This window comes from Tenacibaculum salmonis (assembly GCF_041053065.1).
Taxonomy (GTDB): Bacteria; Bacteroidota; Bacteroidia; order Flavobacteriales; family Flavobacteriaceae; genus Polaribacter; species Polaribacter pacificus_A.
Map to the genome: position 1 here is coordinate 31414 of NZ_JBFCVV010000001.1, position 26265 is coordinate 57678.

Below are 26265 nucleotides of genomic sequence, written 5' to 3' on the forward strand. Positions count from 1 at the left end.
TTTTGTAGTTTATTTTCTTTATATATAGTTATTTATTAGGTGCTTATGTGCTTTATTGTAAATAAGTTTTATCTATTTGTAAAAAATACTATATTTATACGACTCACCCTTCAGATAAATAAAAGAATGATAGACGCTATTGATAAAAATTTGCAAAGAGGAATAAAATTATTAAATGCTATTTCAGATGAAGAATATAGTGATAAATCAGTACCACCATATTATTCGAGTATAGGAGCTAATATGCGTCATGTATTAGATGTTTTTGCTTGCCTTTTTAATGGTATAGATAAAAAAATAGTTGACTTTTCAGATAGAGAAAGAAATCAATTAGCTGAGGAGAAAACAAAATTTGGTATCGAATATTTTAATGATGTAATTACGCAATTACATGCATTAACAATTACAGACTTTGATATAATTGTAGCTGTAACAGATGATTTAGGAACAGGTAAAATAACAGTAAATTATACGTTAGGAAGTGCTTTGACACAAGCGCATAGTCATGCGATACATCATTTCGCAAGTATAGGTTTTATTATTAATCAATTAGGAATAGCTTTACCAGACAAAGATTTTGGATATAATCCGACAACGTTAAAAAGAGTATAAGCTGTTAAATAATTTTTAACAGCTTATATTTGGTGCACTATAAGTTAATATAAACCCAACCTTTTTGAACTTTAGAAGTTCCATTTTTTACATAATTAAAAATATAAAAATAAGTACCAGTAGGTAATTTATCTTTAGTATTTAATGTAAACCTACCTGTAGATTCTCCTGACCAATTGTTTTTATAGTTTTCAGTTTTATATACTACATTACCCCAACGATTAAAAATTTCTAAATTGTTGTTGTCGTAGCTTTCTAAGTTTTCAAAAATTAAAGTATCATTAATATTATCGCCATTAGGAGAAAAAAGAATATTTGTATCAACTGAGTTATTATCAGAAAAACCTGAGGCAATTGTTATAATTTCAAAATTATCAGGAATAAAAGTATTTGAAGTTATTCTTCCTGAGTTTAAATCTCCAATAACATTAGCGTTACCAAGGTCTATCCATTTATTTTCGGTAATACTCCAACCAACTACTTTTAATCTATCAATGGCATCAGTAATTAAAGGTATGTCACTTTGTGCATTCCAAGTAAGAGTAATTGAAGTTGCATTTGTACCGTTTAAATCCCAAAATTCTTTTTTACTAATATTTTCAATAAAAACTTGTTTTTGGTCGGTTAAAAAAGATTGACCAAATGTACTTGGTGTATTAGGATCTTCAGAAAAATACGCACCTAAAAAGGTAGATTTAGTACTTTGAGTAGGTAATATCATAGGTCTTAATTGATTATTATCACCAATTGGAAATGTGAATTCATTTAAACCATTTATAGATGTATAACCGTCAACATGTCTTAAATTGTCTTCACCAGCATAAATATTATGATTGATAAAATCTAAAGAAGTATTTAAATTATCTCTTTGTGTAAGTATTTTTCCATTAATAAAGCTTAAATCATTTGTAATACCTAAAGATGTTTGTAGTTCTAAATCATTTGCTGTATCAATATCAACATCAAAAAAAATAGCTTTATTGTTTCCTGAAACAGTTAGTATTTCTGTATCACTATAAAAAGTGACTAAGCCTTTATTATTATCATCAAAATTTCCATCATTTATTAAATTAGTATGAAAAGCAATACTTGCTTCATCATGTATTTGAATATTTCCATGATTATAAAAAGCTGTTTGTGCTGTAATTGATAATGGTATAATTAGCACCATTAAATATGTAAATAATTTCATAGATACCCCCGTATTTATAATATTTTATTCTTTTAAAAGCTTTAAAGTAAGCTTTGTATGTTTTTTTAGTCTTATCTATTTAAATATCCTTACATTTAATGAAGTAAATATTAACTTAGTTGTTTTTTAGATTAGTGAACAAAGATATTTTAAATACCCCAAAATGTTATTGAGTTTTGTTCTATTTCTTGTATTTGTGTTGTATTTATGTTTGTGTTATACATAATAATTTCATTAAAAGAACTTGTTGCATGGCTATTAGGTTTATTTCCTGTAGCCCAACCTATCGCAAAATCTTCAGTTCTATTACATTTTCCTTTAGTGTATACATTATTAAACATTTCTACAGTACCTGAGCGTGCAATTGTATTTGTTGTCGTTTTAATAAAAGAGTAAATTTGCCAGACATTTATATTTGTATTATTATAAAATCGTCGAGTATTATTACAACAAACACCAGGATCAAAATATAAATAATTATCATTCCAATTTATATGAGTAGACCAACGGTCACTATCTACTAAAACACCAAAAGTATGTTGGTTTTTTTTTGTTGCCTTTATTACAGAAATAACAGTACCTTCATTTCCATTATTGGTTAGGTCTTGTATTCCGTTAGGAGTATCTATTGTTAAATGATCTCCTTGATTATTAACATTATTATCATTTCTACCATCTCCTTGAAAATAAGGAATAGTTACATCAGGATAAAAACGAGGTTGCCTATGTTGTGTAGTTTGTACAGCATTTCTACCTAAACCACTTTGGTCATACCAGGTATGTACAAATACATTACTTGTACCTTTCCATGTATTTATTGCATTTACGTCTACAATATCATTATCTGCCCATCCAAAATCTTGTTCGGCATTATCACTAGCTCTTCTTAGTCGAATTATAGGACCATTATAGTTACTTTCTATAACTCGCATAGAAAAAGCAAAACTTATATTATCCAATTTATCATCAAGTATATGATGAGGTTTTTTAGTAGGAAAATTATTGTACTTTGCTCTTTGAGAGTACCCTGATAAGGTGGTAGCTAATAAAAGTATTAAAATGTATTTATTCATTTGTTTACTTTTTTAAATCACCTGTTAAATGAAATATATTAGTGCCTGTAGCTATAAGCCCTGCGCCAGCATCTTTACCTGCTGTTTTAAATCTTGATAATCTGTTTAATATTGTTGCGCCTCCTTGTATAGTTACTTTACCAGTACCTATTTGATAAATACTTATATTGTAACCTATAGGTAAACCTGTTGGTACGGTAAGCGTTATATCTGTTGTGCTATTAAAAGTTAAAACATTTCCATTATCAGAAAGTGTTAATGTATAGTCTGAAGTTTTATTTATTATCATAGCTAAATTAGGGGTAATCCATTTGGTAGCTGTACCTGTTGATGATAAAATTTGCCCTAATGTACCTGCATTACCATTAGGAAGACTTGAATCTAATAAAGCTCCATCTAATTTAAGTGTTTCTTTAATTGTTACTGTTGTATTATTAGCTGTTTCATCAATATTAATTGCTTCTTTTCCGCCAACAACAAGACCGATTTCATCAGCAGCAGGTTTATACATTCCTGTATTTGTATCATCACTAAAACGGAATGAAGGTTCATTTTCAGTTCCATTAGAATTTAATATACCTTCTGACCTAATTGCTCCAGAAACATGAAGTTTATTAGTAGGTGAATTGATTCCGACTCCTAATCTATTATTGGTATTATCCCAAAATAATTGTGAGTTATTTTCTGTAGATACTCCTGTTGCTCCAGCAAAAAATATAGAACCTTGTGTTCCGGTTATTGATGCGGTATTATCAATCCAACTAGTACCAGTATTTGTTGATGATAATATTTGACCAACATTACCATAATTATTTCCACTATCTCTATATCCACCTGCAACAGAAATGTTTCCTGTAATACGTGTATCACTATAAAGATTAATACCTGTAGTTGCTCTTATATCAAAATATCCAGTAGACTCTAACAGTACATAATTAGCATTATCTATATCAAACCGATTAAAACCAGAAAACCTTAAATTATTACCTCCTCCACCTACAAATCTATTAGCAGTTAAGTTTCCGTCGATATTATAAATATTATCAGTATAATATCCAGACATATTCTTCCAAATAGGGGCTGATAACGGTTCTGTATCATAAATTTTAATTTCACTATTTAAGGTGTCAAACCAAATATCACCTTCTAAAGGATTTAGTGGTGCTGTACCCGTTGCATTTGTTGTAACAGTGGTGTTTACCATTTTAATTGTCCCTTTATTGTCAATAACCTTAACTCGTTGTGCATTCATTTTTAAAGAAATAAAAATAAGAGCAAGAATTAATATATAATTATGTTTGTTATATTGTATCATTTTATTTACTATATAAGTCTTATGACTATTGATGATTATGACAATTTTATTATAATAGTTACTATCTTATGGTTGGGGTTGTATAAGAATAGTTTTATTTTACTTTTAAATATAAAAATATTATTTTTAATATTCTAAAAGTTATAATTTTAGGAATATGAAGGAATGTTACCTAGAATATCTGATTTAATGTTATTAACAATTATAAAGATTATTATTGTTAATATACCTAACTTCTTAAGCATTGGTTCTGTTTGTTCGAACCAATGCAGAAGTTATAATTTAATAGTAATTTTAATACTTTTATACACTAAAATTATTTGATATATTGAATTTCAATAACATCACCAGCATACATTGGTAATTCAGCAGCATCGTAAATTATAGTAACAGTACCAGCTGTTGTTAGAGCATCAAAATCAGTTGTATGTCTTAATTTAGCTCCATTTCTGAATACAAATAATTTATTAACAGAAGCAGCGTTTAAAGCAGGTAAACCAGTCACTACAACATTAACATTTCCTGTAGCATCTCCAGCCGCATCTGGAGTACCACCACCACCAATTGCTTGAGTATATATATGGTAAACAGCCTCTACTTTTAATAAATCAGTAAGTTGTATTTTTTGAATTGCTCCACTTACTTCATTTCTAATTAATACAGTAAAACCTGTACCAACTCCATGAATTGATCTATCAGTAGCGTCAGTAGAAGCAGTAGTTGCATCAGTAACTAATTCTAATCCATCTAAAGCAAATTCAGCAGAACCATCAGCCTTAGCTGTAATATAGGTGTTATCTGTTAATTCACCACCTAATTGCCAAGTAGTAACAGTTCTGTTACCTGCAACTGTAGAAGTAATAGTTGTAATACCATTGTTAGACTGTAAGTATTTGATTGTACCTTTGTTGTCAATTAACTTAATTGATTCACCAGCAGCAGCAGTTTTAGCAGTTTTTGTTACCTCACCTGAGTCAGCAGGAGCTGTTTGTGCATTCATTGTACCAATAGCTAACATACCAACGGCAACGACAGCTAATTTAAATTTGTTTGTAATTGTTTTCATAATAATTGTTTTAGTTTTCAGATTAAGGTTTATTAATAAAATTGTACTATTCTTATTTGGTCACCAGAGTAACATGCTGCTTCGGCTTCTATTTCTATAGTAGTACTATTTACTACTGAGAAATCTATTCGTACTCCATTTCTATATACGTTCACTTTTTTGGCATCAGTAATTACAATATTCGGAGTAAATTGTACTTCTCCATCAGAAGTAGCTGTTAAATAGGTAACTTCCTCTCTAAAAAAATTGCTAGCTGCAACCTTTTTTAATTGACCAGTCGTTTTATTAACTGTAACAATATCATCTGTAGTAAAGTTTCCATCTTCTAAACCAGTAATTCCTAAAGTAAATGCAGCACTTGTTTGTATTACTGTTGGTTTAATAAGTACACCACCTAATTGTATATTGTTGGTTGTATCTATTGTTAAACCGTTATCAGCTGTTAATGGTGCATTTGAAGAAATCCAACTAGTACCATTGTAGGTGTATATATCACCAGTATTGCTGTCAATATATAAATCACCAGCAATTGGGTTTGTTACATTTGTTTGAGGAGTACCGTTTCCTTTTATAGGGTTGTTATCTAAGGCTATCCAGTTACTACCGTCCCATATACTGGTAGCATTATTTAGGTCAGGGTTAATCCAAAAATCAGCCAAACCATTATCGGTAGGTGCTGTATTTGATGTTGTAACTTTTATACTTGTATCTGTACCTGTTCCTGTTCCTGTACCGTTATTACATAAACTTTTCCATAAGGCTCCATCATATACAAAAACACAATTTTCAGTAGTATTATATACTAAAGCTCCTTTTAAAGGCTGTATAGCAAGCATTTGAGTGTCACTCATTCTACTAATAACAAGTGCTTTGTCAATACTTTCTAGTTCTAAAATAGAGTTCAAATCAATTAATGATGGATTATCTCCTATTTTTACTTGAGCATAAAAAGAGCAATTTATAAGTAAAAGAAGTATTAAAGTAAATATAGCTTTCATACTTTGTTTTTTTAGCAATATTAGTTTTTTTTTTGTAGAGTTATGTGAAATTTATGTGAATTTTTAAACGTATCTATCTATAAGACAATATTTTTATTAAAAAATTACTTAGTTTACACAGATAATTCATAATATACATATTTTTTTTGAAAAAATCAATTTTTACTTAAATTAGCAATTAATTTGGTGTAATTTCTTAATTTTTTAATGTCTTTAATGAAGCCTAAAGTTGTGTTTTTTTTGTGTTGATTTTTATCAAAATTAAAACGTGCAATTTTATTTAATTGTTTCCAATGTGCTCTAATATCTTTTAATGCTTTAAAATAGGTTGTACTTTTAGCGTCGTAAATATGTGTAGGTTCAGCTAAAATACCATTAAGTTCTAAAATTTTAAAATCACCTTTTATAATATCTTCAAAAGAGTTATATTTAATATCTAATCTACCATAATACCAATCATTATCTTGATTTTTTAAATGATCAAAAGTATTCTCTAATTCTTTTGATATAAGATGGTTTCCATTGATAAACCTAGTACCTTTAGAATGATTTCCTATACACGATAATTTAATTTTTTTTCCGCTAATTATTATTTCTTGAAGATTAATATTAGTATCTTCTTTTATGATATCTAAATAAATTTTAGCTCTTTTATCATTAATAATTAATTCATATAAAGTTGAAATACCATTTCCTGTAACACTTAAAAACTCTTTTAATGTGATAGAAGTAATTTCTCCTTTTTCTTTATTAGGTAATCTATGATAAAAAATACCACATTCATTTTTTTCGGTTAAAAATTCTTGAATGATAATATCAATAGGGTACTTTTTTAAATAACAAATTAATTCTTCTTTATTCGTTATTTTTTTGACAAGTAAACCTCTAAATCCGATGTCTGGTTTTGCTATTAATGGATATGTTATTTCTGTTTGATTAATAGCTTTTAATGTATTACTGATTAAAGAATCAGCTTTATGTAGCACCGTTTTAGGAAGGTATTTTTCAGGTAATAATAACAGTGTTTTAAACTTCGATTCTGTACCAATTCCTGAGTTTTCAATACCAGGATTGGTAGCCGTAAAAAAAACTAGATTCCTTGCTTTTATCATATGATAACAAACAAAAGGAATATTAGGAATATAGAACATAAACGATGGCCAATATTCCCATTTAATAATTTTATTTATTTTCGTATTTGTTTTCATTAGGTATTAAAAAGAGTATCTAAAAATGATTTTATAGTTTTAAAGCCATGATATACAGTAAAAAATATTAAAAAAACGCCAAGTGCCAATAATATATAAGCAATATATATTTTAGAACTTTCCGTAAAAATCTTTTGTGCTTTAAAACCTAAACTTAGTGTAATAGGAGAAACTATTAATAAACCTAATAAAATTAAAAACTTTTTTACAACAGTATCAGTAGTTGTTTTTTTACTCATTTTCGAAGTTTTTAATAACATTTCTAACGTTTCCGTGTTTTTTTAAAAGCTTTTCTGCGAGTTCTTTGTCGATATTTAATTCAGAAACTAACATTTTTTTTGCTCTTTCTACTAATTTTTTATTAGAAAGCTGCATATCCACCATTTTATTGCCTTTTATTTTACCTAATTGAATCATTGTTGCAGTAGAAATCATATTCAGTACTAATTTTTGAGCCGTACCAGCTTTCATACGAGAACTTCCTGTTACAAACTCAGGACCAACTACAACTTCAACAGGAAATTGAGCTGTTAATGCTAACGGACTATTTTCATTACAAGTAATACAACCAGTAGTTATTTCATTCTGATGACATTTTTCTAACGCCGAAATTACATACGGAGTTGTTCCTGATGCTGCAATACCAATAACAATATCTTTATTTGTTATTTGTTCTTTTTGTAAGTCTTTCCAACCTTGTATTGTTGCGTCTTCGGCATTTTCTACGGCTTTCCTGATAGCAATATCTCCTCCAGCAATAAGTCCAACAACTAACTCATGCGGGACACCAAAAGTAGGAGGGCACTCACTAGCATCTAAAATACCTAAACGACCGCTAGTACCAGCACCTATATAAAATAAGCGTCCGCCTTTTTTTAATTTTGATACTATTTGTGCGGTTAGTTTTTCAATTTGAGGTAATGCTTTTTCAACAGCTAATGGTACTGTTTTATCTTCATTATTTATGTTTGATAATAATTCAGAAATAGTCATTTTTTCTAAATTAGTATAATTCGATTCTGTTTCTGTTGTTTTTGTAAAATCCATATTTCAAAATTACTAATTAATAATTCTTTAAAATAAAAAAGCAGGTGATATATTCACCTGCTTTTACGTATAAAATTATATTTTGATATTAAATATTATTTAAAATAGTACTTAAAGCATCACTTGGTTTCATAACAACATCTGTTAAATTATCATTTGGTTGATAATATCCACCAATATTAACATTTTGTCCTTGAACTTGATTTAATTCATTAACAATTAAACTTTCGTTGTAAGTTAATTTATCTGCAATAGGTGTAAATTGAGCTTTTAAATCAGCATCTTTATTTTGAGCAGCTAATGCTTGTGCCCAGTACATTGCTATATAAAAATGAGAACCTCTATTATCTAATTCACCTGTTTTTCTTGAAGGTCCTTTTTTGTTATCTAATAATTTATCAGTAGCATCATCTAAGGTTTCAGCTAAAACTTTAGCTTTACTATTATTATTAGTTTCTCCTAAGTGTTCTAATGAAACTGCTAATGCCAAAAATTCACCTAAAGAATCCCAACGTAAATGGTTTTCATTAACTAATTGTTCAACGTGTTTAGGGGCAGAACCACCAGCACCAGTTTCAAATAAACCACCACCATTCATTAACGGAACAATAGAAAGCATTTTTGCAGAAGTTCCTAATTCTAAAATAGGGAATAAATCGGTTAAATAATCACGTAAAACATTTCCTGTTACCGAAATAGTATCTTTTCCGTCTTTAACTCTTTCTAAAGTGTATTTAGTTGCGTCTACTTGCGATAGAATTTGAATATCTAAACCATCAGTATTATGGTCTTGTAAATATTTTTCTACCTTTTTGATGATTTCAGCATCATGCGCTCTTTCTTTACCTAACCAGAAAATAGCAGGAGTTTGAGAAGCTCTAGCACGTGTAACAGCTAATTTTACCCAGTCTTTAACAGGTGCATCTTTTGTTTGACACATTCTCCAGATATCACCTTGTTCAACTTCATGAGAAATTAAAACAGTTCCGTTAGCATCAATTACATCAACAGTTCCGTTAGTAGGAATTTCAAAAGTTTTGTCATGCGAACCATATTCTTCAGCTTTTTGAGCCATTAAACCAACATTAGGAACAGTTCCCATTGTTGTAGGGTCAAAAGCGCCGTTCTTTTTACAGAAATCAATAGTTTCTTGATATAAACCAGCATACGAACTATCAGGAATTATAGCTTTCGTATCTTGAAGTTTTCCTTCTTTATTCCACATTTGTCCTGAAGTACGAATCATTGCAGGCATTGAAGCATCAATAATTACATCCGAAGGAACGTGTAAATTAGTAATTCCTTTATCAGAATTAACCATTGCTACATCTGCGTTATTTGCATAAATAGCTTCAATATCAGCTAAAATTTCTGCTTTTTTATCCGCAGATAATTCTTCTAAATTACTAAGTAAGTTTCCGAATCCGTTATTTACATCAACACCAATTTCTTCAAAAGTAGCATTGTGTTTAGCAAATAAATCTTTAAAGAAAACACGAACAGCATGACCAAAAATGATTGGGTCAGAAACCTTCATCATTGTTGCTTTCATATGTAAAGAAAGTAATAATCCTTTTTCTTTGGTATCAGCTAATTGATCTGTTAAGAAAGCTAATAAAGCTTTTTTATTCATAACAGAAGCATCAATTACTTCGCCATCTAATAATGAAACTTTTTCTTTTAAAGTAGTTTTAGTTCCATTAGTATTTGTGTGTACAATTTTTACATCAGTAGCATTATTAACTGTTACTGATTTTTCGGTATGTGCAAAATCACCATCATTCATTGTAGCAACATGAGTTTCAGAAGTCGAAGCCCAAGCACCCATTGAATGCGGATTCTTACGTGCATAGTTTTTTACTGCTTTCGGAGCTCTACGGTCAGAATTTCCTTCACGTAAAACAGGGTTTACAGCCGAACCTTTAATCTTATTGTAACGAGCTAAAATAGCTTTTTCATCATCTGTATTTGCTTCTTCAGGAAAATCTGGTAAGGCATAACCTAATGATTGTAATTCTTTAATTGCTGCTTTTAGTTGAGGTACAGAAGCCGAAATATTAGGTAATTTAATAATATTTGCTTCTGGCTTTTTAGCCAATTCACCTAAAAAAGCTAAAGCATCTTCTACTTGCTGTTCTTTAGTTAAGAAATCTGAAAAATTAGCAAGAATACGTCCTGCAAGAGAAATATCTTTCGTTTCTATTTCTATATCAGATGATTTTGTAAAAGCTTTTACTATAGGTAAAAACGAACGAGTAGCTAATGCAGGAGCTTCATCCGTTTTAGTGTACATAATTTTTGCAATTTTGCTCATATATCAGTTTTTTAACGAGGTGTTGGTTAAAACACGCACAGTAATTATTAAATTCATTGAAGTATCGCAAATTTAAGAATTAGAAATGAGTTTTATGATGGGAAAGTGTTAATAGTTATGGTGTTTTATTTCGAATATGATAAAATAAATTATGCCAAATCTTGTAGGTACAAGTTATTCCGTTTACATAACGTCTATTTATAAATAACAAAAAAGCATTGTGAATAATCACAATGCTTTTTTATAAGTTGAATAAAGATGTTAATCTTAACCTCTTCTTTCTTTAATTCTTGCTTTCTTACCAGTAAGATCTCTAAAGTAAAAGATACGTGCTCTACGTACAATACCTTTTTTGTTTACTTCAATTTTCTGAATAGCAGGTAAGTTAATAGGGAAGATACGTTCTACTCCTACAGTACCAGACATTTTTCTGATTGTAAAAGTTTCAGAAGCACCAACTCCTCTTTTTTGAATAACTACACCTCTAAAAAACTGAGTACGTACTTTTTCTCCCTCTCTAATTTCGTAGTACACAGTAATAGTGTCTCCTGATGCAAATTGAGGTAATTCGTTTCTTGTTACAAATTCGTCTTGAACAAACTTTACTAAATCCATTGTAATGATATTTATATTGGTTTATAAAACAACGTACACGATTATCGTCAGAGGTTAATTTATTTCTGCAAAATTAATCAAAATATTATAAAATACTAACTTATTTTTAAATAATATTTATTGATTTATTGTCTTGTTTATCAGTAGTTTTAATTGTTGTTTATTAAATAATTACAGCTGTTTTTTTCTGAGATTACTTTTCTTTTAATAACAAATAAAACTACGTGTTTAAAGTATATACTGATTATTCGTCTAATAAATCAGGTCTTATCTTTTTTGTATGCTGATATGCTTTTTCTTCTCGCCACTTGTCAATTTTAGGAAAATTTCCTGATAATAATATTTCAGGAACTTTCATTCCGTCATATTCTGCGGGTCTTGTGTAAACGGGAGGCGATAATAAATTATCTTGAAAAGAGTCTGTTAAAGCAGATTGTTCATCACCTAAAACTCCAGGAATTAAACGAACAACGGCATCACATAAAATAGCCGCAGCTAACTCTCCACCTGTTAAAACATAATCGCCAATAGAAATTTCTCTGGTAATAAATCGGTCACGAACACGTTGATCTACACCTTTATAATGTCCTGTTAAAATAATGATATTTTCTTTTAACGAAAGCGTATTTGCTATTGATTGATTTAATGTTTTTGCATCTGGTGTCATATAAATGATTTCGTCATAGGTTCTTTCAGCTTGTAATTTAGAAATACAAGCATCAATAGGTTCAATCATTAAAACCATACCAGCGCCACCACCAAATTGGGTGTCATCTAGTTTTTTGTAAGAGCCAAGTCCATAATCACGTAAATTATGAAAATGAATTTCGGCTAAACCTTTGTCAATTGCGCGTTTCATCATTGAATGTTCAAACGGGCTTTTTAATAAATCGGGTGCTAGGGTAATAATATCTATTCGCATGTTGGCAAAGATATATTTTTTAAAATAAAATTAACAACCAAATATTTTTTTGAATTTATTCGGAAGCTCTTTTGTAATTACGAGTTGTTTTTTTGTAAATGGATGTTCAAATTGTAGGGTAGAAGCGTGTAGGTAAAGTCCTTTTCCGTTTAATATAAATCCATCTAAAAAATGTTCTTTATCGCCTAAAATAGGACTTTTTATAGCTAATAAATGTTTTCTTAATTGATGTTTTCTTCCTGTTTTTGGTGATAATTCAACAAGATTTAATGTTTTAAATCGTTCAGAAATAACTGTTTTTATCAATTTATAAGATGTTTGAGCTTTTTTATCATCAATAGGAAAATTAATAATTCCGTTATTTTCTATTTTCCCGATAGTTATTGCATGATATGTTTTTTGAATTTTTTTATCCTCAAATAATTTATTTAAAGCGATGATACTTGAACTTGTTTTTCCGATAAGTAAAAGTCCGCTTGTTGGATAATCTAATCGATGTACAGGTCGAGGACGTGTTGCATCTTCCAAAGTGCTTTTTTTGATGTTTTGCAGTAGCGCATTATCAATCGTAGCAAACGAATTTCCACTGACTAAAATACCAGCAGGTTTATAAATAACGGCTAAATAATCATCTTCAAAAAGAATTTCTAAAGGAAATTCAAATTGTTTGAAAGTCGTGTTTTCGCCAATTTTGTATAATTCTATTTTTTCATTTCCATTGATAAATAGGGCGGTAGTTGCAATTTTACCATCGACAAAAACCAATTTTTTTTTAATTGCTTTTTTGATGCCTGATTTAGTCGGAATAGTTTTAAAAATTCCAGTTCCGTATTCTTGTAATCGAATAGGTTTTTCTAATACGGGAGTTTGATGTGTTTCTGATAAAATCATATTTCAGCAATTTGTATATTACAAAAATCACGTAAATCTTCAAAAAACAAAGTAAAATCTTGTTCAAAAAAATGATAATGAATTGCTAAATCTTCCGAAGCTAAATTCATTTGAGATTTTCCTTGTGTACGTCTGTTTATCCCGTTTAAAACTTCTTGAATTCCATTGATAAATTGATAATTATATAACCAATCATACTGAATCATACTAGGTAATAATTTTTGTGTTTTTTCTGGAAGCGTTGAGTTATTTTTTTCTAATAACTGATAGACAGAATTTACATAAATATCCAAAGGGATTTCTGAATATGTTGCCCAGTTTTTAGCTAGAAAATGATCAAAAAATATGTCAATAATTACGCCATCATAATGACGGTATCGTTCGTGTAATCTTCGTTTACTTTTTCTGACAATTTTATGAGCATCAGTATAAGTATCTATTTGACGATGTAAAATAATACCTTTTTGAATATCTTCTTTAAAATGAGAAATTTTATTACCTTTAATATGATCAGCAATAAAATTACCAATCATTAATTCGGTGTTATTTCCTGATAAATATAAGTGTGATAAAAGATTCATTAGCTAAATATAAAAAAACCACAATATATTAAATTGTGGTTTTTTGAGTTTTTTATTGATAATTAATTTTTACTAGGAATATTCTTTAAAATTTCTAATAAAAATTTCCAATATTTTTGTGTTGATGAAATCTGTGCACATTCATCAGGAGAGTGTGGTCCTCTAATGTTTGGTCCGAAAGAAATCATGTCCATTTCAGGGTAATTCTGTCCTAAAAGTCCACATTCTAAACCAGCATGACAAGCCGCTACATTTGGCTGTTCATTGTGTAATTCTATATATAATTTTTCAACTACTTTTAATATTTCAGAATCTAAGTTAGGTAGCCAACCAGGATACGAACCAGAAAATTCAACATCAAAACCTGCTAATTCATAAGCAGAACGCATTGAGTTTGCTAAATCCCATTTATTACTTTCAGAAGAAGAACGAGTTAAACAAGCGATTCTTATTTTTCCTTCTTTAGCGGTAACACGAGCAATATTGTTAGATGTTTCTACTAATCCTTCAATATCAGGGCTCATACGATATACACCATTTAAAGCTGTGTACATTGATTTTATAAATCCTTCTTGAACTCCTAAATCCATAACATGTTTAGGAGCTTCAGTTTCTTCTAATTCAATTGATAAATTAGGTTCTATTTTTTCAAATTCAGCTTTAATCGTATTTATTAATTGTTGAATTTCAAATAAGAAAGGTTCTTTTGAGATAGTATCAACAACTACAGTTGAAAAACTTTCACGAGGAATAGCATTACGTAAACTACCTCCGTTTATATCGGCAACACGTAAACCAAAGTTTGTAAAACCATCAAATAATAAACGATTCATTATTTTGTTGGCATTACCTAATCCTTTAATAATATCCATTCCTGAATGACCTCCTTTTAAACCTGTAATAGCAATTTTAAAAGCAGTTGTATTTTCAGGAGTAACTTCTTCAGTATATGTTCTTGTAGCGGTAACATCTACACCACCAGCACAACCCATACTAATTTCGTCATCATCTTCGGTATCTAAATTTAATAAGATTTCACCATTTAAGATATCACCTTCTAAACCCATTGCACCAGTCATACCAGTTTCTTCATCAATAGTAAATAAAGCTTCAATAGCAGGATGTGCAATTTCTGAAGATTCTAAAACAGCCATAATTGATGCAACTCCTAAACCGTTATCAGCACCTAAAGTAGTTCCTTCAGCTCTTACCCAATCTCCATCAACATACATTTTAATACCTTCTGTGTCAAAATCAAAAACAGTATCAGAATTTTTTTGATGTACCATATCTAAGTGACTTTGCATCACAATAGCTTTACGGTTTTCCATCCCTGAAGAAGCAGGTTTACGAATAATTACGTTACCAACTTTGTCAATTATAGTTTCTAAATTTAGGTTTTTACCAAAATCTACCATAAATTGAATTACTCTTTCTTCTTTTTTTGATGGACGTGGTACAGCGTTTAAATCTGCAAAATTTTTCCAAACAGCTTTAGGTTCTAGGTTTTTTATTTCTGAATTCATTGTGAATTGTATATTTTGTTAGTGCTACGAAGATACTTTTTTTATATGAGACTGTATATTGATAGCTACTTGAAAAATTGTAAATTCGCGGCATGGATTTTTCTTCAAAATTATTAGAGAACGCAGTAAATGAGGTTAGCCGATTACCAGGTATTGGTAAGCGAACTGCGCTTCGTTTGGTATTACATTTATTAAAACAACCGATTGAAAATACAGGTTATTTAACAGCTGCTTTAACAGGTTTGCGAAATGATGTAAAATCATGTACTAAATGTCATAATATTTCAGATACTACTTTGTGTGAAATATGTAATAATCCGAATAGAAATTCTGACATTGTATGTGTTGTTGAAGATATTCGTGATGTTATGGCTATTGAAAATACAGCACAATTTAGAGGGGTTTATCATGTGTTAGGTGGTAAAATTTCACCTATTGAAGGTGTTGGACCTCAAAATTTACAGATAGAATCTTTAGTAACTAAAGTGAAAAAAGGTGAAATAAAAGAGTTGATTTTTGCATTAAGTTCAACAATGGAAGGAGATACCACTAATTTTTATATTTATAAGCAAATTGAAAACTGTAATATAACAACATCTACAATTGCTCGTGGAATTTCTGTTGGTGATGAGTTAGAATATGCTGATGAGGTTACATTAGGTAGAAGTATTGTAAACCGTATTCCTTTTGAGCAATCAATAAAAGGGTAGTATTAAAACATAAAAAAAAAGCGAAGTTTTTAAACTTCGCTTTTTTTATTTATTGTCTTTCGTAGGTTAAACCGTTGTTTTCAAAGGTTAAGTATTGGTTACTTTGAGTAAAGGTTATATTATAGTCTGCACCATTACCAGTATATCCATGTATTCTGATATTGTATGTTTTATTATTGTTGTTAAGCCAAGTACCTTTGAATGATTTTGATTCGTTTTTACTACAAGAACCATCTATTGTATTGTAATCATCAAAAGTATAAGAGGTATCTTCGTTAAAGATATACGTATCTTTCTTTTCACAACTATCAGTTATTTTTCCTCCATTTTTTTGAATAAGTTTCCAAGTACCTATAATTAAATCTTTAGTATTTTCTGGTTCTTCAGGATTATTTGGTATTTCATCGCTTTTAGATTCACATGAAATTAGCAAAATAGTTGTAACAATTAATAAAAGTAATTTTTTCATAATATTTAAGGGGGTTTTATAGTTGCGAAAGTAGAATTTATTATTTAATTTTTATCTTCTTTCGAATCTTTTTCTAGTTTATCCCAAGATTTTTTAGTTCTTAATTTTTTATAAAAACGAATACCAATCATCAGTAATACTCCGAAAAGAATAATTCCTACAACTCCCCAAATCCAATTAAGACTATCTTTTAAAACCACTAAAAATACAACGGCAAATAAAATAACTGTTGGAGCTTCATTAAAAATTCTCAATTTTGTTGCTGTATAATTAATTTCATCACGTTGTAATTCTTTATATATTTTATGACAATATCCGTGGTAAAAATATAAAGCTAAAACAAATGATAATTTTATATGCATCCAAGGCATTTTTAAATAATCAGGGCTTATCCAAAGCATCCAAAAGGCAAAAAAACTAGCTAAAAATAATGATGGCCAGGTTATTATATACCATAAACGTTTAGACATTAACTTATATTGTGTCTGTAAAATTGATTTAGCAGGTTCTTCTTTATTTTCAGCCTCTACATGATAAATAAATAAACGACCAATATAAAATAGCCCCGCAAACCAAGTAACTATAAAAATAATATGTAATGCTTTTACGTAATAAAAATCCATCTTTATTTTATTTAAAGTATAAAACTTTATTAAAAATTATTAATCCATGTAGCTAAAACATCTGTCCATTCATCATTATCATTAATACAAGGGACAGTATAAAATTTTTCACCACCAGCTTCTAAAAACTCTTCTTTTCCTTCCATTGCAATTTCTTCTAAGGTTTCTAAACAGTCAGAAACAAAAGCAGGAGTAACAATTGCTAGTTTTTTAATACCATCTTTTTCGGCTTTGCTAACAATAGTTCTGTCTGTGTAAGGTTGTAACCAAGGATCAACTCCTAAACGAGATTGAAATGAGGTTGAAACAGTACTTTCATCTAAACCTAATTCTGATATTACATTTTTTGTTGTTTGAAAACATTGATGACGATAACAAAATTCATGTGCTTTTGATGGTGTGTTACAACAGCTTCCATCTATTTTACAATGACTTTTTGTAATATCTGATTTACGAATATGACGCTCAGGTACTCCGTGATAAGAGAACAATATATGGTCATAATCTTTATCAGCTAAATAATCTTTAATACTATTTGATAAAGCACTAATATATTCTGGCTTTTGGTAAAAAGCAGGAACATCAGTAATTTTCATATCAGGAAAAAATTCTTTTCTAATTTGTTCTGCTAGTACAACAATTGTTTCAGTTGTAGCCATAGCAAATTGAGGGTATAAAGGAATTAATATAACTTCGGTAACACCTTTATCATGTAATTCTTGTAATCCTTTTTTGATGGTCATTGTACCGTATCGCATAGCTAGTGCAACAGGTAATTCCGTTTTTTCTTGAACCTTTTTTTGTAATCTTTCTGATAATACAATTAAAGGAGAACCGTCTTTCCACCAGATTTTTTTGTAAGCTGCTGCCGATTTTTTAGGGCGTGTATTTAAAATAATTCCTTTTACTAAAAATGAACGAAACCAATAAGGAACATCAATAACACGTTCATCCATTAAAAATTCACCTAAATATTTTTTTACATCTTTTGGATCTGTACTTTCAGGTGATCCTAAATTTACTAATAAAGCTCCTTTCATTTCTTAAAATTTATTTATCATTTTGCGTAAAATCATCTAAAAATAAAGATTATTTTACGTTGTTTTTAATTTTGATATTTCTTAATTGATTTGTAGTTTCGTACAAAGCAATACTTAAACTGTGTATTACATTCATCGATGAATTTCGTCCGTACATTGGTATTGCCACTGTTGCATCAACACTATTAATGTTTTCAATTCCGTTTCTTTCGCTACCTAAAAGTAGTACTATTTTTTCTTCGGATGAAAAATCAAAATTTTGAAGAGCTACACTTTTATCAGCAATTTCAATACCTATAATGGTGTTTCCTTCTTTTTTTAATCGATTAATAACTTCATTGAAATCAGTATAAACTTCGTGTTCAATTTGGGTAATGGTATTTCTAGCTGTACGTTTTACATTTCTATTTTCGATGCTAGGCGAGTTTTCATGTAAAAATATTTTCTGAACACCAAAACTTTCAGCAATGCGAAAACACATTCCAATATTTTCAGGAGTTCTTATAGCATCACAAACAATAGTTATTGGGAATGTTTGTTGCTTATTTTCTATGTCGTAATGAGTTAATTGTTTCATTTAATTTCCTTGTAAAGATATTACATACTGTTTTGGTGTTGTGCCAAATTTCTTTTTAAAAGCGGCTATAAAATGACTAGATGTACTGTATCCAATTTGTAAACCAACTTCATTTACATTAAATTTATTACTTTCTAAAAGTTTACGAGAGTGTTCCATTTTATAATCAAAAAGAAAACTGTAAACAGTGTCGCCGTATATTTGTTTAAATCCTTCTTTTAATTTTTTTAAATTTAAGCCTACTTCGGATGCTAGTTCTTGTAAAGTTGGTGGTTCGCTCATTCTGGCGATAATAATATCTTTAGCGTGTCTAATTTTTTGAATTTCACGATCATCGACTAAAAACGGACAATATTCGTTTTCGGTATTTTCACCTGTATCAAAATGAAGACTTAATAATTCGTATGTTTTACCTTTAATATAAAGATCTTTCATTGAGCTATGATTCTTTGCAGTTAAAATTTGTTGTAAAACCATTAAGGTGTTTGAACCAATTTCAGTATCATCGTAATATTTTTTATTTTTGTTGTCATCACTTAAAAAAGGAATATAACTCGCTTCTTTTGAAAATAATGCATGAAATTTTTCAATAGAGATTAAAACAGAAACTACGGCTGTTTTTGGTAGTATTTCTAAATTTATTGGTAAGTTTTGTTGTGAGTTATATAGGAAAATAACATGCTTGTCTAGTACATTAAAAGTGTAACTGTTGTTATTAAAATGAAACTTGCAATTTCCTTTTACACAATAATGTAGCTGTATATAAGAGTTGTCAATGTCTCTTTTATAGTACTCAATTTCGTTGGTGTTATTTTGAAATTTCAAGACAAAAAAACCTTTTTCTAAGACGACTTCTCTAAATGTACTTTCTGCGATGTTTTTAGACATAAACTAAAATGTAAATTAAAATAATTTATTTAGAATGACTCTAAATTAAAGTAGCTTCCATAGCTGATTTCATTGCAAAAATACACTTTATCTGTGTTTTATAGATGTTTTTAGGTTAAAAAACTGATAGCGACATTAAAAGTTCTTTGAGCGACATTTTTTTATATTTAATCTTTATATTTTTGTAGCTCCTTATTTGAAGAAGACTGAATGACAGCGGATAAACATAATCAGAATTTATATAACATTGGAGTTAGCTATAAAAAAGCTGATGCAACTATTAGAGGGAAGTTTAGTATTTCTAAAGAAAACCAAGTGGCTCTTTTAGAAGAAGCTAAGTTGAATGGAGTTGAAGGTATTTTTGTATTATCAACATGTAACAGAACCGAAATTACAGGTTTTGCAGACCATCCTTTTCAATTAATAAGCATGTTATGTAAATATTCTAACGGAACAATTCAAGAGTTTGCAGAAGTATCTAATGTTTACAAGAATAACGAAGCAATTCGTCATCTCTTTAGAATGGGAACAGGTTTGGATAGCCAAATATTAGGCGATTACGAAATTGTAGGTCAATTGCGACAAGCTTTTAAATTAGCTAAAGAAGTAGGAACTGTAAATGCTTATTTCGAGCGATTACTAAATCATGTAATGCAGGCTAGTAAGCGTGTAAAAAATGAAACAAAGTTAAGTTCAGGAACAACATCTGTTTCTTATGCTGCGGTTCAATATCTTATTAAAAATTTACCTAGTTATAATTCTAAAAACATGTTGGTTTTTGGATTAGGTAAAATGGGGAAACATACTTGTAAGAACTTAGCGGAATATACTCAGAATAAATCGGTAAGCTTAATTAATAGAACCGAAGAAAAAGCTGTGGAGTTTGTAAAAGAACATCCTTCTATTAAAAAAGCAAAATACGAAAACTTAAATAAAGAAATAGCTAATACAGATGTATTAATTGTTTCTACAGGAGCTTCAGAAGCAACTATTAAAAAAGAACATGTTTTAACAAATAATGAACTTTTAATTTTAGATTTATCAATGCCAGCTAATGTATCGAAAGAAGTTGCAGATTTACCCAACGTAACTTTGATTAACGTAGATGAATTATCAAAAATTACAGATGAAACTTTAGCTATTCGTCAGCAAGAAATACCCGCTGCCGAAAAAATTATACAAACACATAAAGACGAATTTAAAGAGTGGTTAAACCATAGAAAGTTTACACCTGCAATAATGGCTTTAAAAGAATCGCTACTAACAATTCAACACGACGAAATTGCTTTTCATAAGAAGAAAATAAAAGATTTTGACGAATCTCAGGCAGAAGTAATCACATCAAGATTTATTCAAAAAATAACCACACAATTTGTAAAACACTTAAAAGCTGAAGAAACTTCTATCAATAATAGTATAGAAGTAATGGCAAAGGTGTTTGGGTCAAATTTAGAAACTATCCATGCAGAAGACAATTAAAATAGGTACACGAGATAGCCAATTGGCTATGTGGCAAGCAAACAAAGTTCGTAAAGAATTAGAGGAATTAGAATATGAATGTGAGATCGTTCCAATTAAATCTACAGGAGATCTTGATTTAGATACGCCTTTGCATGAATTAGGAATTACAGGAGTTTTTACTAAAAATTTAGATCTTGCCATGTTAAGCGGTGAAATTGATATTGCGGTACATTCTTTAAAAGATGTTCCTACTGTTTTACCTGAAGGAATTATTCAAGGAGCTGTTTTAAAACGTGCTAATTACAATGATATTTTAGTATTAAAAGACAACGAAGAGTTTTTTGGACAGCCAAATGGTGTTATTGCAACGGGTAGTTTACGTAGAAGAGCACAGTGGTTAAATCGTTATCCTACGCATGAAGTAGTTGGTTTACGAGGAAACGTAAATACGCGTTTAGAGAAATTAGAAGAAAATGATTGGGACGGTGCTATTTTCGCTGCCGCAGGATTAGAAAGATTAGGAAAAAGACCAGAAGGAGCAATTAATCTTTCTTGGATGATTCCTGCACCAGCTCAAGGTGCTATAATGATTACTGTTTTAGGAGATAATGACTTTTCTAAAGATGCTTGTGAGCAATTAAATCATTACGAAACACAACTTTGTGTAGGTATTGAACGTGAGTTTTTAAACTTATTAGAAGGTGGTTGTACTGCGCCAATAGGAGCTATAGCCTATGTTGATCCTAAAACTGAAGAAATAAACTTTAAAGGTTTATTATTAAGTGAAGATGGTAAAAAGAAAATATCAGTAACAAAAAATGCTAAAGTAGGACGTCATCGTTTTTTAGCAAAAGATTGTGCTGATTATGTAATCAACAGAGGAGGTAAAGAATTAATGGAAAAGAATGTAGTTGAAAAGAAAGATTTCGCTATTTATTCTACCAAAAAATTATCTGAAATTCAAAAAGAATTAGTTGATTCATCTATTGATGTAGCCGATAGTGATTTTATTAAAATTCGTTTTAATAGAATAGCGCCTAAAGTGGTTAAAAATGAAATCGAAAATGTAATTATCACTAGTCAAAATGGTGTAGAAGCAATTACAAATTCATTTACTTCGGAAGAATTAAATTTCAAAAATATTTATTGTGTTGGGCGTAGAACCAAAAAGTTAATTGAGCAAAGAATCGGGAAAGTAGTAAAGTCTGAAAGAAATGCTACAAAATTAGCTGCTTATTTATCTACTGAAATAAAAGGACAATCAGCTACTTATTTTTGTAGTGATTTACGTTTAGATACTTTACCAAATACTTTAAACGAAAACGGAATTATAGTAAACGAAGTAGAGGCTTATAAAACAACACTTAGTTCATCTAAAGTTGATGATACTGTAAATGGTGTTTTATTTTATAGTCCATCGACAGTTGAAAGTTATATGCAAGAAAATACAACAGATAAAGTTGCTTTTTGTATTGGTGAAAGTACCGCAAAAGAAGCAAGAAAACACTTCGAAAATGTACAAGTTGCTAAATTACCAACTGTAGAAAGTGTTCTTCAATTAGTGAACTCACATTTTATACAAGAATAAAAAAAATAAAATAAAACGCAGTCGATAGTTTTTTTAAGAAACCTTTTCGACTGCGTTTTATTATATAAAAATATAATTTTATGTTTCGTACAAGAAGACTTAGGAAAACAGAAGGAATCAGAAGATTAGTTAGAGAAACAAAAGTATCTGTAGATGATTTTATTTACCCTTTATTTATTGAAGAAGGTGAAAATATTGAAACAGAAATAAGTTCTATGCCTGGAATTAAACGTTTTTCTTTGGATAGAATTTCGAAAGAATTGGATGAGGTTGTCGAATTAAATATTCCTGCTGTTTTATTATTCGGAATACCTTCTAAGAAAGATGATGAAGGAACAGAAACATGGAATGATAACGGAATTATGCAACAAGCAATCCGTTTTATCAAAAAGAATTATCCTGATTTATATGTAATTACTGATGTTTGTTTTTGTGAATATACATCACACGGTCATTGTGGAATTATTCATAATAATGATGTTGATAATGATGCAACTCTAGTAAATATAGCAAAACAAACTGTTTCACATGCACGTGCAGGAGCAGATATGGTTGCACCTTCAGGAATGATGGATGGAACAATTGCCATGATGCGTGAATCTTTAGATAATACTGGCTTTGCAAACTTACCAATTATGGGATATTCTGTGAAATATGCATCAGCATTTTATGGACCTTTTAGAGAAGCTGTAGATTCTGCACCTTCTTTTGGTGATAGAAGAACGTATCAAATGGATGCTGCCAACAGAGATGAAGGTATGCGTGAAGCTACTTTTGATGATCAAGAAGGAGCAGATATTTTAATGGTAAAACCAGCTTTATCTTATTTAGATGTTATTAGAGATTTAAAAAATAATTTTGATAGACCAATTGCATGTTATAATGTAAGTGGAGAATATTCTATGGTAAAAGCAGCAGCTGAAAAAGGTTGGATTGATGGCGAAAAAGTAATGATGGAAAGTTTATTGTCGATGAAAAGAGCAGGAGCAGATATTATAATTACTTATTTTGCTAAAGAAGCAGCAAGAGTATTGAATAGAAAATAATATATATTGTTGATTCAAGTAAAGTTGTAAAGTATAAATAAAAATGTATCGGAATGTTAATTAAAAAACAATTCGATACATTTTTGTATGATAAAAGCTACTTGAATACACTTTTTAAATAATTAAAAATGGAATTTAAAAAATCACAAAAATTATATAAAAAAGGATTGGTAAACCTTGTTGGAGCTGTAAATTCTCCAGTAAGAGCATTTTCTTCAGTAGGAGGGAATCCTTTATTTATCAAAAAAGCAAAAGGAAGTAAAATTACCGATGTAGATAATAATACTTATGTAGATTTAGTATTGTCTTACGGACCAATGATTTTAGGTCATCGTCATAAAAACGTGCAAAAAGCTATTACAAAAGCATTGAAAAATGGGTATTCTTTTGGAGCATCAACTGAAAATGAAATTAAATTAGCTAAAATAGTTTGTGATGCTTTTCCTGGAATGGATAAAGTTCGTTTTGTAAATTCAGGAACAGAAGCTGTTTTAAGTGGAATCCGTTTGGCAAGAGCTTTTACAGGAAAAGATAAAATTATAAAATTTGCAGGTTGTTATCATGGGCATCAAGATGCTTTATTGGTTGCAGCGGGTTCTGGTTTAGCAACTTTAAGTTTACCAGGAAGTAAAGGAGTACCTGAAGGTGCTGTAAAAAATACTTTAATAGCTAATTATAATGATTTAGAAAGTGTAAAAGCACATTTTGAAGAATATGATGATATTGCTGGAGTTATTTTAGAGCCTATTGCAGGTAATATGGGAGTTGTTATTCCTCAAAATAATTTTTTAAAGGAATTAAAATCATATTTAGAATCTAAAGGAGCTTTATTAATTGTTGATGAGGTTATGACAGGTTTCCGTTCTAAATTTGGAGGAGCGCAAGAATTATTAGGTGTAGAAGCTGATATTACTTGTTTAGGAAAAGTGATTGGAGGAGGTTTTCCAGTAGGAGCTTACGGAGCTCGTAATGAAATTATGCAAGAAGTTGCGCCTTTAGGAGGAATGTATCAGGCAGGAACTTTAAGTGGTAATCCTGTTGCTATGGCAGGTGGTATTGCTACTTTAAAAGAATTAAAAAAGCAAAATCCGTATGATAAATTTGATAAAATAGCTCAGACTATTGAAGAGTTTTTATTAGCATCAGCTAAAAAATACGGAGTAGATATTACTGTAAATAGATTTGGTTCTATGGTAAATCCATTTTTTACAAATGTTACTGTAACTAATTTTAAAGAAGCACAAACATCAGATACAAAGAAATTTGCAACCTTCTTTTGGGCAATGATGAAAAACGGTGTATTTTTACCACCATCACAGTTTGAAGCATGGTTTTTAACATCAGCTTTAACCAAAAAAGACATTGAAAAGATTTCAAAAGCCATTGATAAAGGAATGGAAGCTGTTTCTAAAATGTAAATAAAAAATAGCTATTCGTTAATTTTTAAAATATTAAGAATAGCAAAAAGTTATAAAATGATAAAAAACGATTTATTTTTAAGAGCATTAAAAGGAGAAACTGTAGAACGTCCTCCAGTATGGATGATGCGTCAAGCTGGGCGTTATTTACCAGAATTTCAAGTAATAAAAAAGAAATACGATTTTTTTACACGTTGCCAAACTCCAGAATTAGCATCAGAAATTACAGTACAGCCTATTCGTAGGTTTGGAATGGATGCAGCTATTTTATTTTCTGATATTTTAGTGATTCCACAGGCAATGAATATTGAGGTGCAAATGAAACCTGATTTTGGTCCTTATTTACCAAATCCGATTAGAGATCAAAAAGGATTAGATACAGTTGTTGTTCCTGATGTAAACATAGAATTAGACTATGTAATGCAGGCTATTAAAGCGACCAAAGAAAAGTTGAATGATGAAGTTCCTTTAATTGGTTTTGCAGGTTCTCCATGGACTATTTTATGTTATGTTGTACAAGGTCAGGGGTCTAAGAATTTTGATAAAGCAAAAGAATTTTGTTTTACAAAACCAGTTTTGGCACACCAATTGCTTAGTAAGATAACAGAGACTACCATTGCTTATTTAAAAGCAAAAGTAAAAGCAGGTGTAGATGCTGTTCAAATTTTTGATTCGTGGGGAGGAATGTTATCTCCAACAGATTATCATGAATTTTCATGGCAATATATCAACGAAATAATTGAAGCATTAAAAGATGATGCACCAGTTATTGCTTTTGGTAAAGGATGTTGGTTTGCTTTAGATAAAATGGCAAAATCAAATGCATCAGCTTTAGGAGTAGATTGGACGTGTTCAGCAAGAAATGCACGTTATTTAACAGGTGGAAATATCACGTTACAAGGTAACTTTGACCCATCTAGATTATTGTCTCCACCAGCTGAAATTAAAAAAATGGTACACCAAATGATAAATGATTTTGGTAAAGACAAATATATTGTTAACTTGGGACATGGGATTTTACCAAATATTCCCGTCGAAAATGCAAAAGCATTTGTAGATGCGGTAAAGGAGTATAAGTATTAATT

Annotated in this window: 26 protein-coding genes; 7 read left to right on the forward strand and 19 right to left on the reverse strand. The window is 29.7% G+C overall.

Annotated features, from left to right (window positions below):
* Nucleotides 1–126 precede the first annotated feature (126 nt).
* The gene (locus tag AB0T67_RS00090) at nt 127–612 is read left to right on the forward strand and encodes a DinB family protein (RefSeq protein WP_369218605.1); all 486 of its coding nucleotides are present in this window, start codon (nt 127–129) and stop codon (nt 610–612) included.
* A gap of 37 nt (nt 613–649) precedes the next feature.
* On the opposite strand, the gene AB0T67_RS00095 is transcribed toward AB0T67_RS00090, so the two are convergent.
* The 14 genes from AB0T67_RS00095 to AB0T67_RS00160 all read right to left on the reverse strand — a co-directional run bounded on the left by AB0T67_RS00095 (nt 650) and on the right by AB0T67_RS00160 (nt 15360).
* Nucleotides 650–1804, reverse strand: a complete 1155-nt coding sequence (locus AB0T67_RS00095) for a gliding motility-associated C-terminal domain-containing protein (protein ID WP_369218606.1) — start codon at nt 1802–1804, stop codon at nt 650–652.
* 149 nt (nt 1805–1953) lie between these two features.
* Nucleotides 1954–2877: a hypothetical protein gene (locus AB0T67_RS00100; RefSeq protein WP_369218607.1), complete on the reverse strand. Its 924-nt coding sequence runs from the start codon at nt 2875–2877 to the stop codon at nt 1954–1956.
* 4 nt (nt 2878–2881) lie between these two features.
* Nucleotides 2882–4192 (reverse strand): hypothetical protein, encoded by a 1311-nt coding sequence (locus AB0T67_RS00105; RefSeq protein ID WP_369218608.1) that lies wholly within the window; start codon nt 4190–4192, stop codon nt 2882–2884.
* A 316-nt stretch (nt 4193–4508) separates the two neighbouring features.
* Nucleotides 4509–5258, reverse strand: coding sequence for a hypothetical protein (locus AB0T67_RS00110; RefSeq protein WP_369218609.1), 750 nt, complete (start codon nt 5256–5258; stop codon nt 4509–4511).
* Nucleotides 5259–5290: 32 nt separating this feature from the next.
* Nucleotides 5291–6256, reverse strand: coding sequence for a hypothetical protein (locus AB0T67_RS00115; RefSeq protein ID WP_369218610.1), 966 nt, complete (start codon nt 6254–6256; stop codon nt 5291–5293).
* Nucleotides 6257–6411: 155 nt separating this feature from the next.
* On the reverse strand, nt 6412–7464 hold the full coding sequence (locus AB0T67_RS00120; protein ID WP_369218611.1) for an ATP-grasp domain-containing protein: 1053 nt from the start codon (nt 7462–7464) through the stop codon (nt 6412–6414).
* Nucleotides 7464–7703 (reverse strand): DUF6095 family protein, encoded by a 240-nt coding sequence (locus AB0T67_RS00125; protein WP_369218612.1) that lies wholly within the window; start codon nt 7701–7703, stop codon nt 7464–7466. Before AB0T67_RS00125 ends, AB0T67_RS00120 begins: the two co-directional genes overlap by 1 nt.
* Entirely contained in the window at nt 7696–8511 is an 816-nt protein-coding gene (gene murQ, locus AB0T67_RS00130) for an N-acetylmuramic acid 6-phosphate etherase (RefSeq protein ID WP_369218613.1), read from the reverse strand. Before murQ ends, AB0T67_RS00125 begins: the two co-directional genes overlap by 8 nt.
* Before the next feature lie 88 nt (nt 8512–8599).
* Entirely contained in the window at nt 8600–10825 is a 2226-nt protein-coding gene (locus AB0T67_RS00135) for an NADP-dependent isocitrate dehydrogenase (protein ID WP_369218614.1), read from the reverse strand.
* 267 nt (nt 10826–11092) lie between these two features.
* Nucleotides 11093–11440: a 50S ribosomal protein L19 gene (rplS, locus tag AB0T67_RS00140; RefSeq protein ID WP_271230260.1), complete on the reverse strand. Its 348-nt coding sequence runs from the start codon at nt 11438–11440 to the stop codon at nt 11093–11095.
* Between the two features lie 244 nt (nt 11441–11684).
* Nucleotides 11685–12362 carry a tRNA (guanosine(37)-N1)-methyltransferase TrmD gene (gene trmD / locus AB0T67_RS00145; protein ID WP_369218615.1) on the reverse strand — a complete coding sequence of 226 codons (678 nt, stop codon included), beginning with the start codon at nt 12360–12362 and terminating at the stop codon, nt 11685–11687.
* 30 nt (nt 12363–12392) lie between these two features.
* Nucleotides 12393–13253: an RluA family pseudouridine synthase gene (locus tag AB0T67_RS00150; RefSeq protein WP_369218616.1), complete on the reverse strand. Its 861-nt coding sequence runs from the start codon at nt 13251–13253 to the stop codon at nt 12393–12395.
* Nucleotides 13250–13834, reverse strand: a complete 585-nt coding sequence (locus tag AB0T67_RS00155; RefSeq protein WP_369218617.1) for an acyl carrier protein phosphodiesterase — start codon at nt 13832–13834, stop codon at nt 13250–13252. The genes AB0T67_RS00150 and AB0T67_RS00155 overlap by 4 nt, the downstream gene beginning before the upstream one ends.
* A 62-nt stretch (nt 13835–13896) precedes the next feature.
* Entirely contained in the window at nt 13897–15360 is a 1464-nt protein-coding gene (locus tag AB0T67_RS00160) for an aminoacyl-histidine dipeptidase (protein ID WP_369218618.1), read from the reverse strand.
* A 92-nt stretch (nt 15361–15452) separates the two neighbouring features.
* Between AB0T67_RS00160 and recR the strand changes: the two genes are divergently transcribed.
* Complete coding sequence (recR, locus tag AB0T67_RS00165) at nt 15453–16070, forward strand: recombination mediator RecR (RefSeq protein WP_369218619.1); 618 nt, start codon at nt 15453–15455, stop codon at nt 16068–16070.
* Between the two features lie 49 nt (nt 16071–16119).
* On the opposite strand, the gene AB0T67_RS00170 is transcribed toward recR, so the two are convergent.
* The 5 genes from AB0T67_RS00170 to AB0T67_RS00190 are packed head-to-tail and all read right to left on the reverse strand — an operon-like array spanning nt 16120 to nt 19667.
* Entirely contained in the window at nt 16120–16539 is a 420-nt protein-coding gene (locus AB0T67_RS00170) for a lipocalin family protein (protein ID WP_369218620.1), read from the reverse strand.
* A gap of 44 nt (nt 16540–16583) precedes the next feature.
* Nucleotides 16584–17162, reverse strand: a complete 579-nt coding sequence (locus AB0T67_RS00175) for a CopD family protein (protein ID WP_369218621.1) — start codon at nt 17160–17162, stop codon at nt 16584–16586.
* Nucleotides 17163–17191: 29 nt separating this feature from the next.
* The gene (hemH, locus tag AB0T67_RS00180) at nt 17192–18202 is read right to left on the reverse strand and encodes a ferrochelatase (protein ID WP_369218622.1); all 1011 of its coding nucleotides are present in this window, start codon (nt 18200–18202) and stop codon (nt 17192–17194) included.
* A 49-nt stretch (nt 18203–18251) separates the two neighbouring features.
* On the reverse strand, nt 18252–18779 hold the full coding sequence (locus AB0T67_RS00185) for a TrmH family RNA methyltransferase (protein ID WP_369218623.1): 528 nt from the start codon (nt 18777–18779) through the stop codon (nt 18252–18254).
* Nucleotides 18780–19667: a helix-turn-helix transcriptional regulator gene (locus tag AB0T67_RS00190; RefSeq protein WP_369218624.1), complete on the reverse strand. Its 888-nt coding sequence runs from the start codon at nt 19665–19667 to the stop codon at nt 18780–18782.
* A gap of 210 nt (nt 19668–19877) precedes the next feature.
* On the opposite strand from AB0T67_RS00190, the gene hemA reads away from it, so the two are divergent.
* From hemA to hemE, 5 genes are all read left to right on the forward strand, one after another.
* Nucleotides 19878–21146 (forward strand): glutamyl-tRNA reductase, encoded by a 1269-nt coding sequence (gene hemA / locus AB0T67_RS00195; RefSeq protein ID WP_271230241.1) that lies wholly within the window; start codon nt 19878–19880, stop codon nt 21144–21146.
* Nucleotides 21130–22716: a hydroxymethylbilane synthase gene (gene hemC, locus AB0T67_RS00200; protein ID WP_369218625.1), complete on the forward strand. Its 1587-nt coding sequence runs from the start codon at nt 21130–21132 to the stop codon at nt 22714–22716. Before hemA ends, hemC begins: the two co-directional genes overlap by 17 nt.
* 80 nt (nt 22717–22796) lie before the next feature.
* On the forward strand, nt 22797–23762 hold the full coding sequence (gene hemB / locus AB0T67_RS00205) for a porphobilinogen synthase (protein ID WP_369218626.1): 966 nt from the start codon (nt 22797–22799) through the stop codon (nt 23760–23762).
* Nucleotides 23763–23890: 128 nt separating this feature from the next.
* Nucleotides 23891–25180, forward strand: coding sequence for a glutamate-1-semialdehyde 2,1-aminomutase (hemL, locus tag AB0T67_RS00210; protein WP_369218627.1), 1290 nt, complete (start codon nt 23891–23893; stop codon nt 25178–25180).
* Between the two features lie 57 nt (nt 25181–25237).
* Nucleotides 25238–26263, forward strand: a complete 1026-nt coding sequence (hemE, locus tag AB0T67_RS00215; RefSeq protein ID WP_369218628.1) for a uroporphyrinogen decarboxylase — start codon at nt 25238–25240, stop codon at nt 26261–26263.
* Nucleotides 26264–26265: the final 2 nt, after the last annotated feature.

What these genes read in the sequence shown, in the direction of transcription:
- AB0T67_RS00090 (WP_369218605.1), top strand. Translation starts at nt 127, where the DNA reads ATGATAGACGCTATTGATAAAAATTTGCAAAGAGGAATAAAATTATTA.
- AB0T67_RS00095 (WP_369218606.1), bottom strand. Translation starts at nt 1,804, where the DNA reads ATGAAATTATTTACATATTTAATGGTGCTAATTATACCATTATCAATT.
- AB0T67_RS00100 (WP_369218607.1), bottom strand. Translation starts at nt 2,877, where the DNA reads ATGAATAAATACATTTTAATACTTTTATTAGCTACCACCTTATCAGGG.
- AB0T67_RS00105 (WP_369218608.1), bottom strand. Translation starts at nt 4,192, where the DNA reads ATGATACAATATAACAAACATAATTATATATTAATTCTTGCTCTTATT.
- AB0T67_RS00110 (WP_369218609.1), bottom strand. Translation starts at nt 5,258, where the DNA reads ATGAAAACAATTACAAACAAATTTAAATTAGCTGTCGTTGCCGTTGGT.
- AB0T67_RS00115 (WP_369218610.1), bottom strand. Translation starts at nt 6,256, where the DNA reads ATGAAAGCTATATTTACTTTAATACTTCTTTTACTTATAAATTGCTCT.
- AB0T67_RS00120 (WP_369218611.1), bottom strand. Translation starts at nt 7,464, where the DNA reads ATGAAAACAAATACGAAAATAAATAAAATTATTAAATGGGAATATTGG.
- AB0T67_RS00125 (WP_369218612.1), bottom strand. Translation starts at nt 7,703, where the DNA reads ATGAGTAAAAAAACAACTACTGATACTGTTGTAAAAAAGTTTTTAATT.
- murQ (WP_369218613.1), bottom strand. Translation starts at nt 8,511, where the DNA reads ATGGATTTTACAAAAACAACAGAAACAGAATCGAATTATACTAATTTA.
- AB0T67_RS00135 (WP_369218614.1), bottom strand. Translation starts at nt 10,825, where the DNA reads ATGAGCAAAATTGCAAAAATTATGTACACTAAAACGGATGAAGCTCCT.
- rplS (WP_271230260.1), bottom strand. Translation starts at nt 11,440, where the DNA reads ATGGATTTAGTAAAGTTTGTTCAAGACGAATTTGTAACAAGAAACGAA.
- trmD (WP_369218615.1), bottom strand. Translation starts at nt 12,362, where the DNA reads ATGCGAATAGATATTATTACCCTAGCACCCGATTTATTAAAAAGCCCG.
- AB0T67_RS00150 (WP_369218616.1), bottom strand. Translation starts at nt 13,253, where the DNA reads ATGATTTTATCAGAAACACATCAAACTCCCGTATTAGAAAAACCTATT.
- AB0T67_RS00155 (WP_369218617.1), bottom strand. Translation starts at nt 13,834, where the DNA reads ATGAATCTTTTATCACACTTATATTTATCAGGAAATAACACCGAATTA.
- AB0T67_RS00160 (WP_369218618.1), bottom strand. Translation starts at nt 15,360, where the DNA reads ATGAATTCAGAAATAAAAAACCTAGAACCTAAAGCTGTTTGGAAAAAT.
- recR (WP_369218619.1), top strand. Translation starts at nt 15,453, where the DNA reads ATGGATTTTTCTTCAAAATTATTAGAGAACGCAGTAAATGAGGTTAGC.
- AB0T67_RS00170 (WP_369218620.1), bottom strand. Translation starts at nt 16,539, where the DNA reads ATGAAAAAATTACTTTTATTAATTGTTACAACTATTTTGCTAATTTCA.
- AB0T67_RS00175 (WP_369218621.1), bottom strand. Translation starts at nt 17,162, where the DNA reads ATGGATTTTTATTACGTAAAAGCATTACATATTATTTTTATAGTTACT.
- hemH (WP_369218622.1), bottom strand. Translation starts at nt 18,202, where the DNA reads ATGAAAGGAGCTTTATTAGTAAATTTAGGATCACCTGAAAGTACAGAT.
- AB0T67_RS00185 (WP_369218623.1), bottom strand. Translation starts at nt 18,779, where the DNA reads ATGAAACAATTAACTCATTACGACATAGAAAATAAGCAACAAACATTC.
- AB0T67_RS00190 (WP_369218624.1), bottom strand. Translation starts at nt 19,667, where the DNA reads ATGTCTAAAAACATCGCAGAAAGTACATTTAGAGAAGTCGTCTTAGAA.
- hemA (WP_271230241.1), top strand. Translation starts at nt 19,878, where the DNA reads ATGACAGCGGATAAACATAATCAGAATTTATATAACATTGGAGTTAGC.
- hemC (WP_369218625.1), top strand. Translation starts at nt 21,130, where the DNA reads ATGCAGAAGACAATTAAAATAGGTACACGAGATAGCCAATTGGCTATG.
- hemB (WP_369218626.1), top strand. Translation starts at nt 22,797, where the DNA reads ATGTTTCGTACAAGAAGACTTAGGAAAACAGAAGGAATCAGAAGATTA.
- hemL (WP_369218627.1), top strand. Translation starts at nt 23,891, where the DNA reads ATGGAATTTAAAAAATCACAAAAATTATATAAAAAAGGATTGGTAAAC.
- hemE (WP_369218628.1), top strand. Translation starts at nt 25,238, where the DNA reads ATGATAAAAAACGATTTATTTTTAAGAGCATTAAAAGGAGAAACTGTA.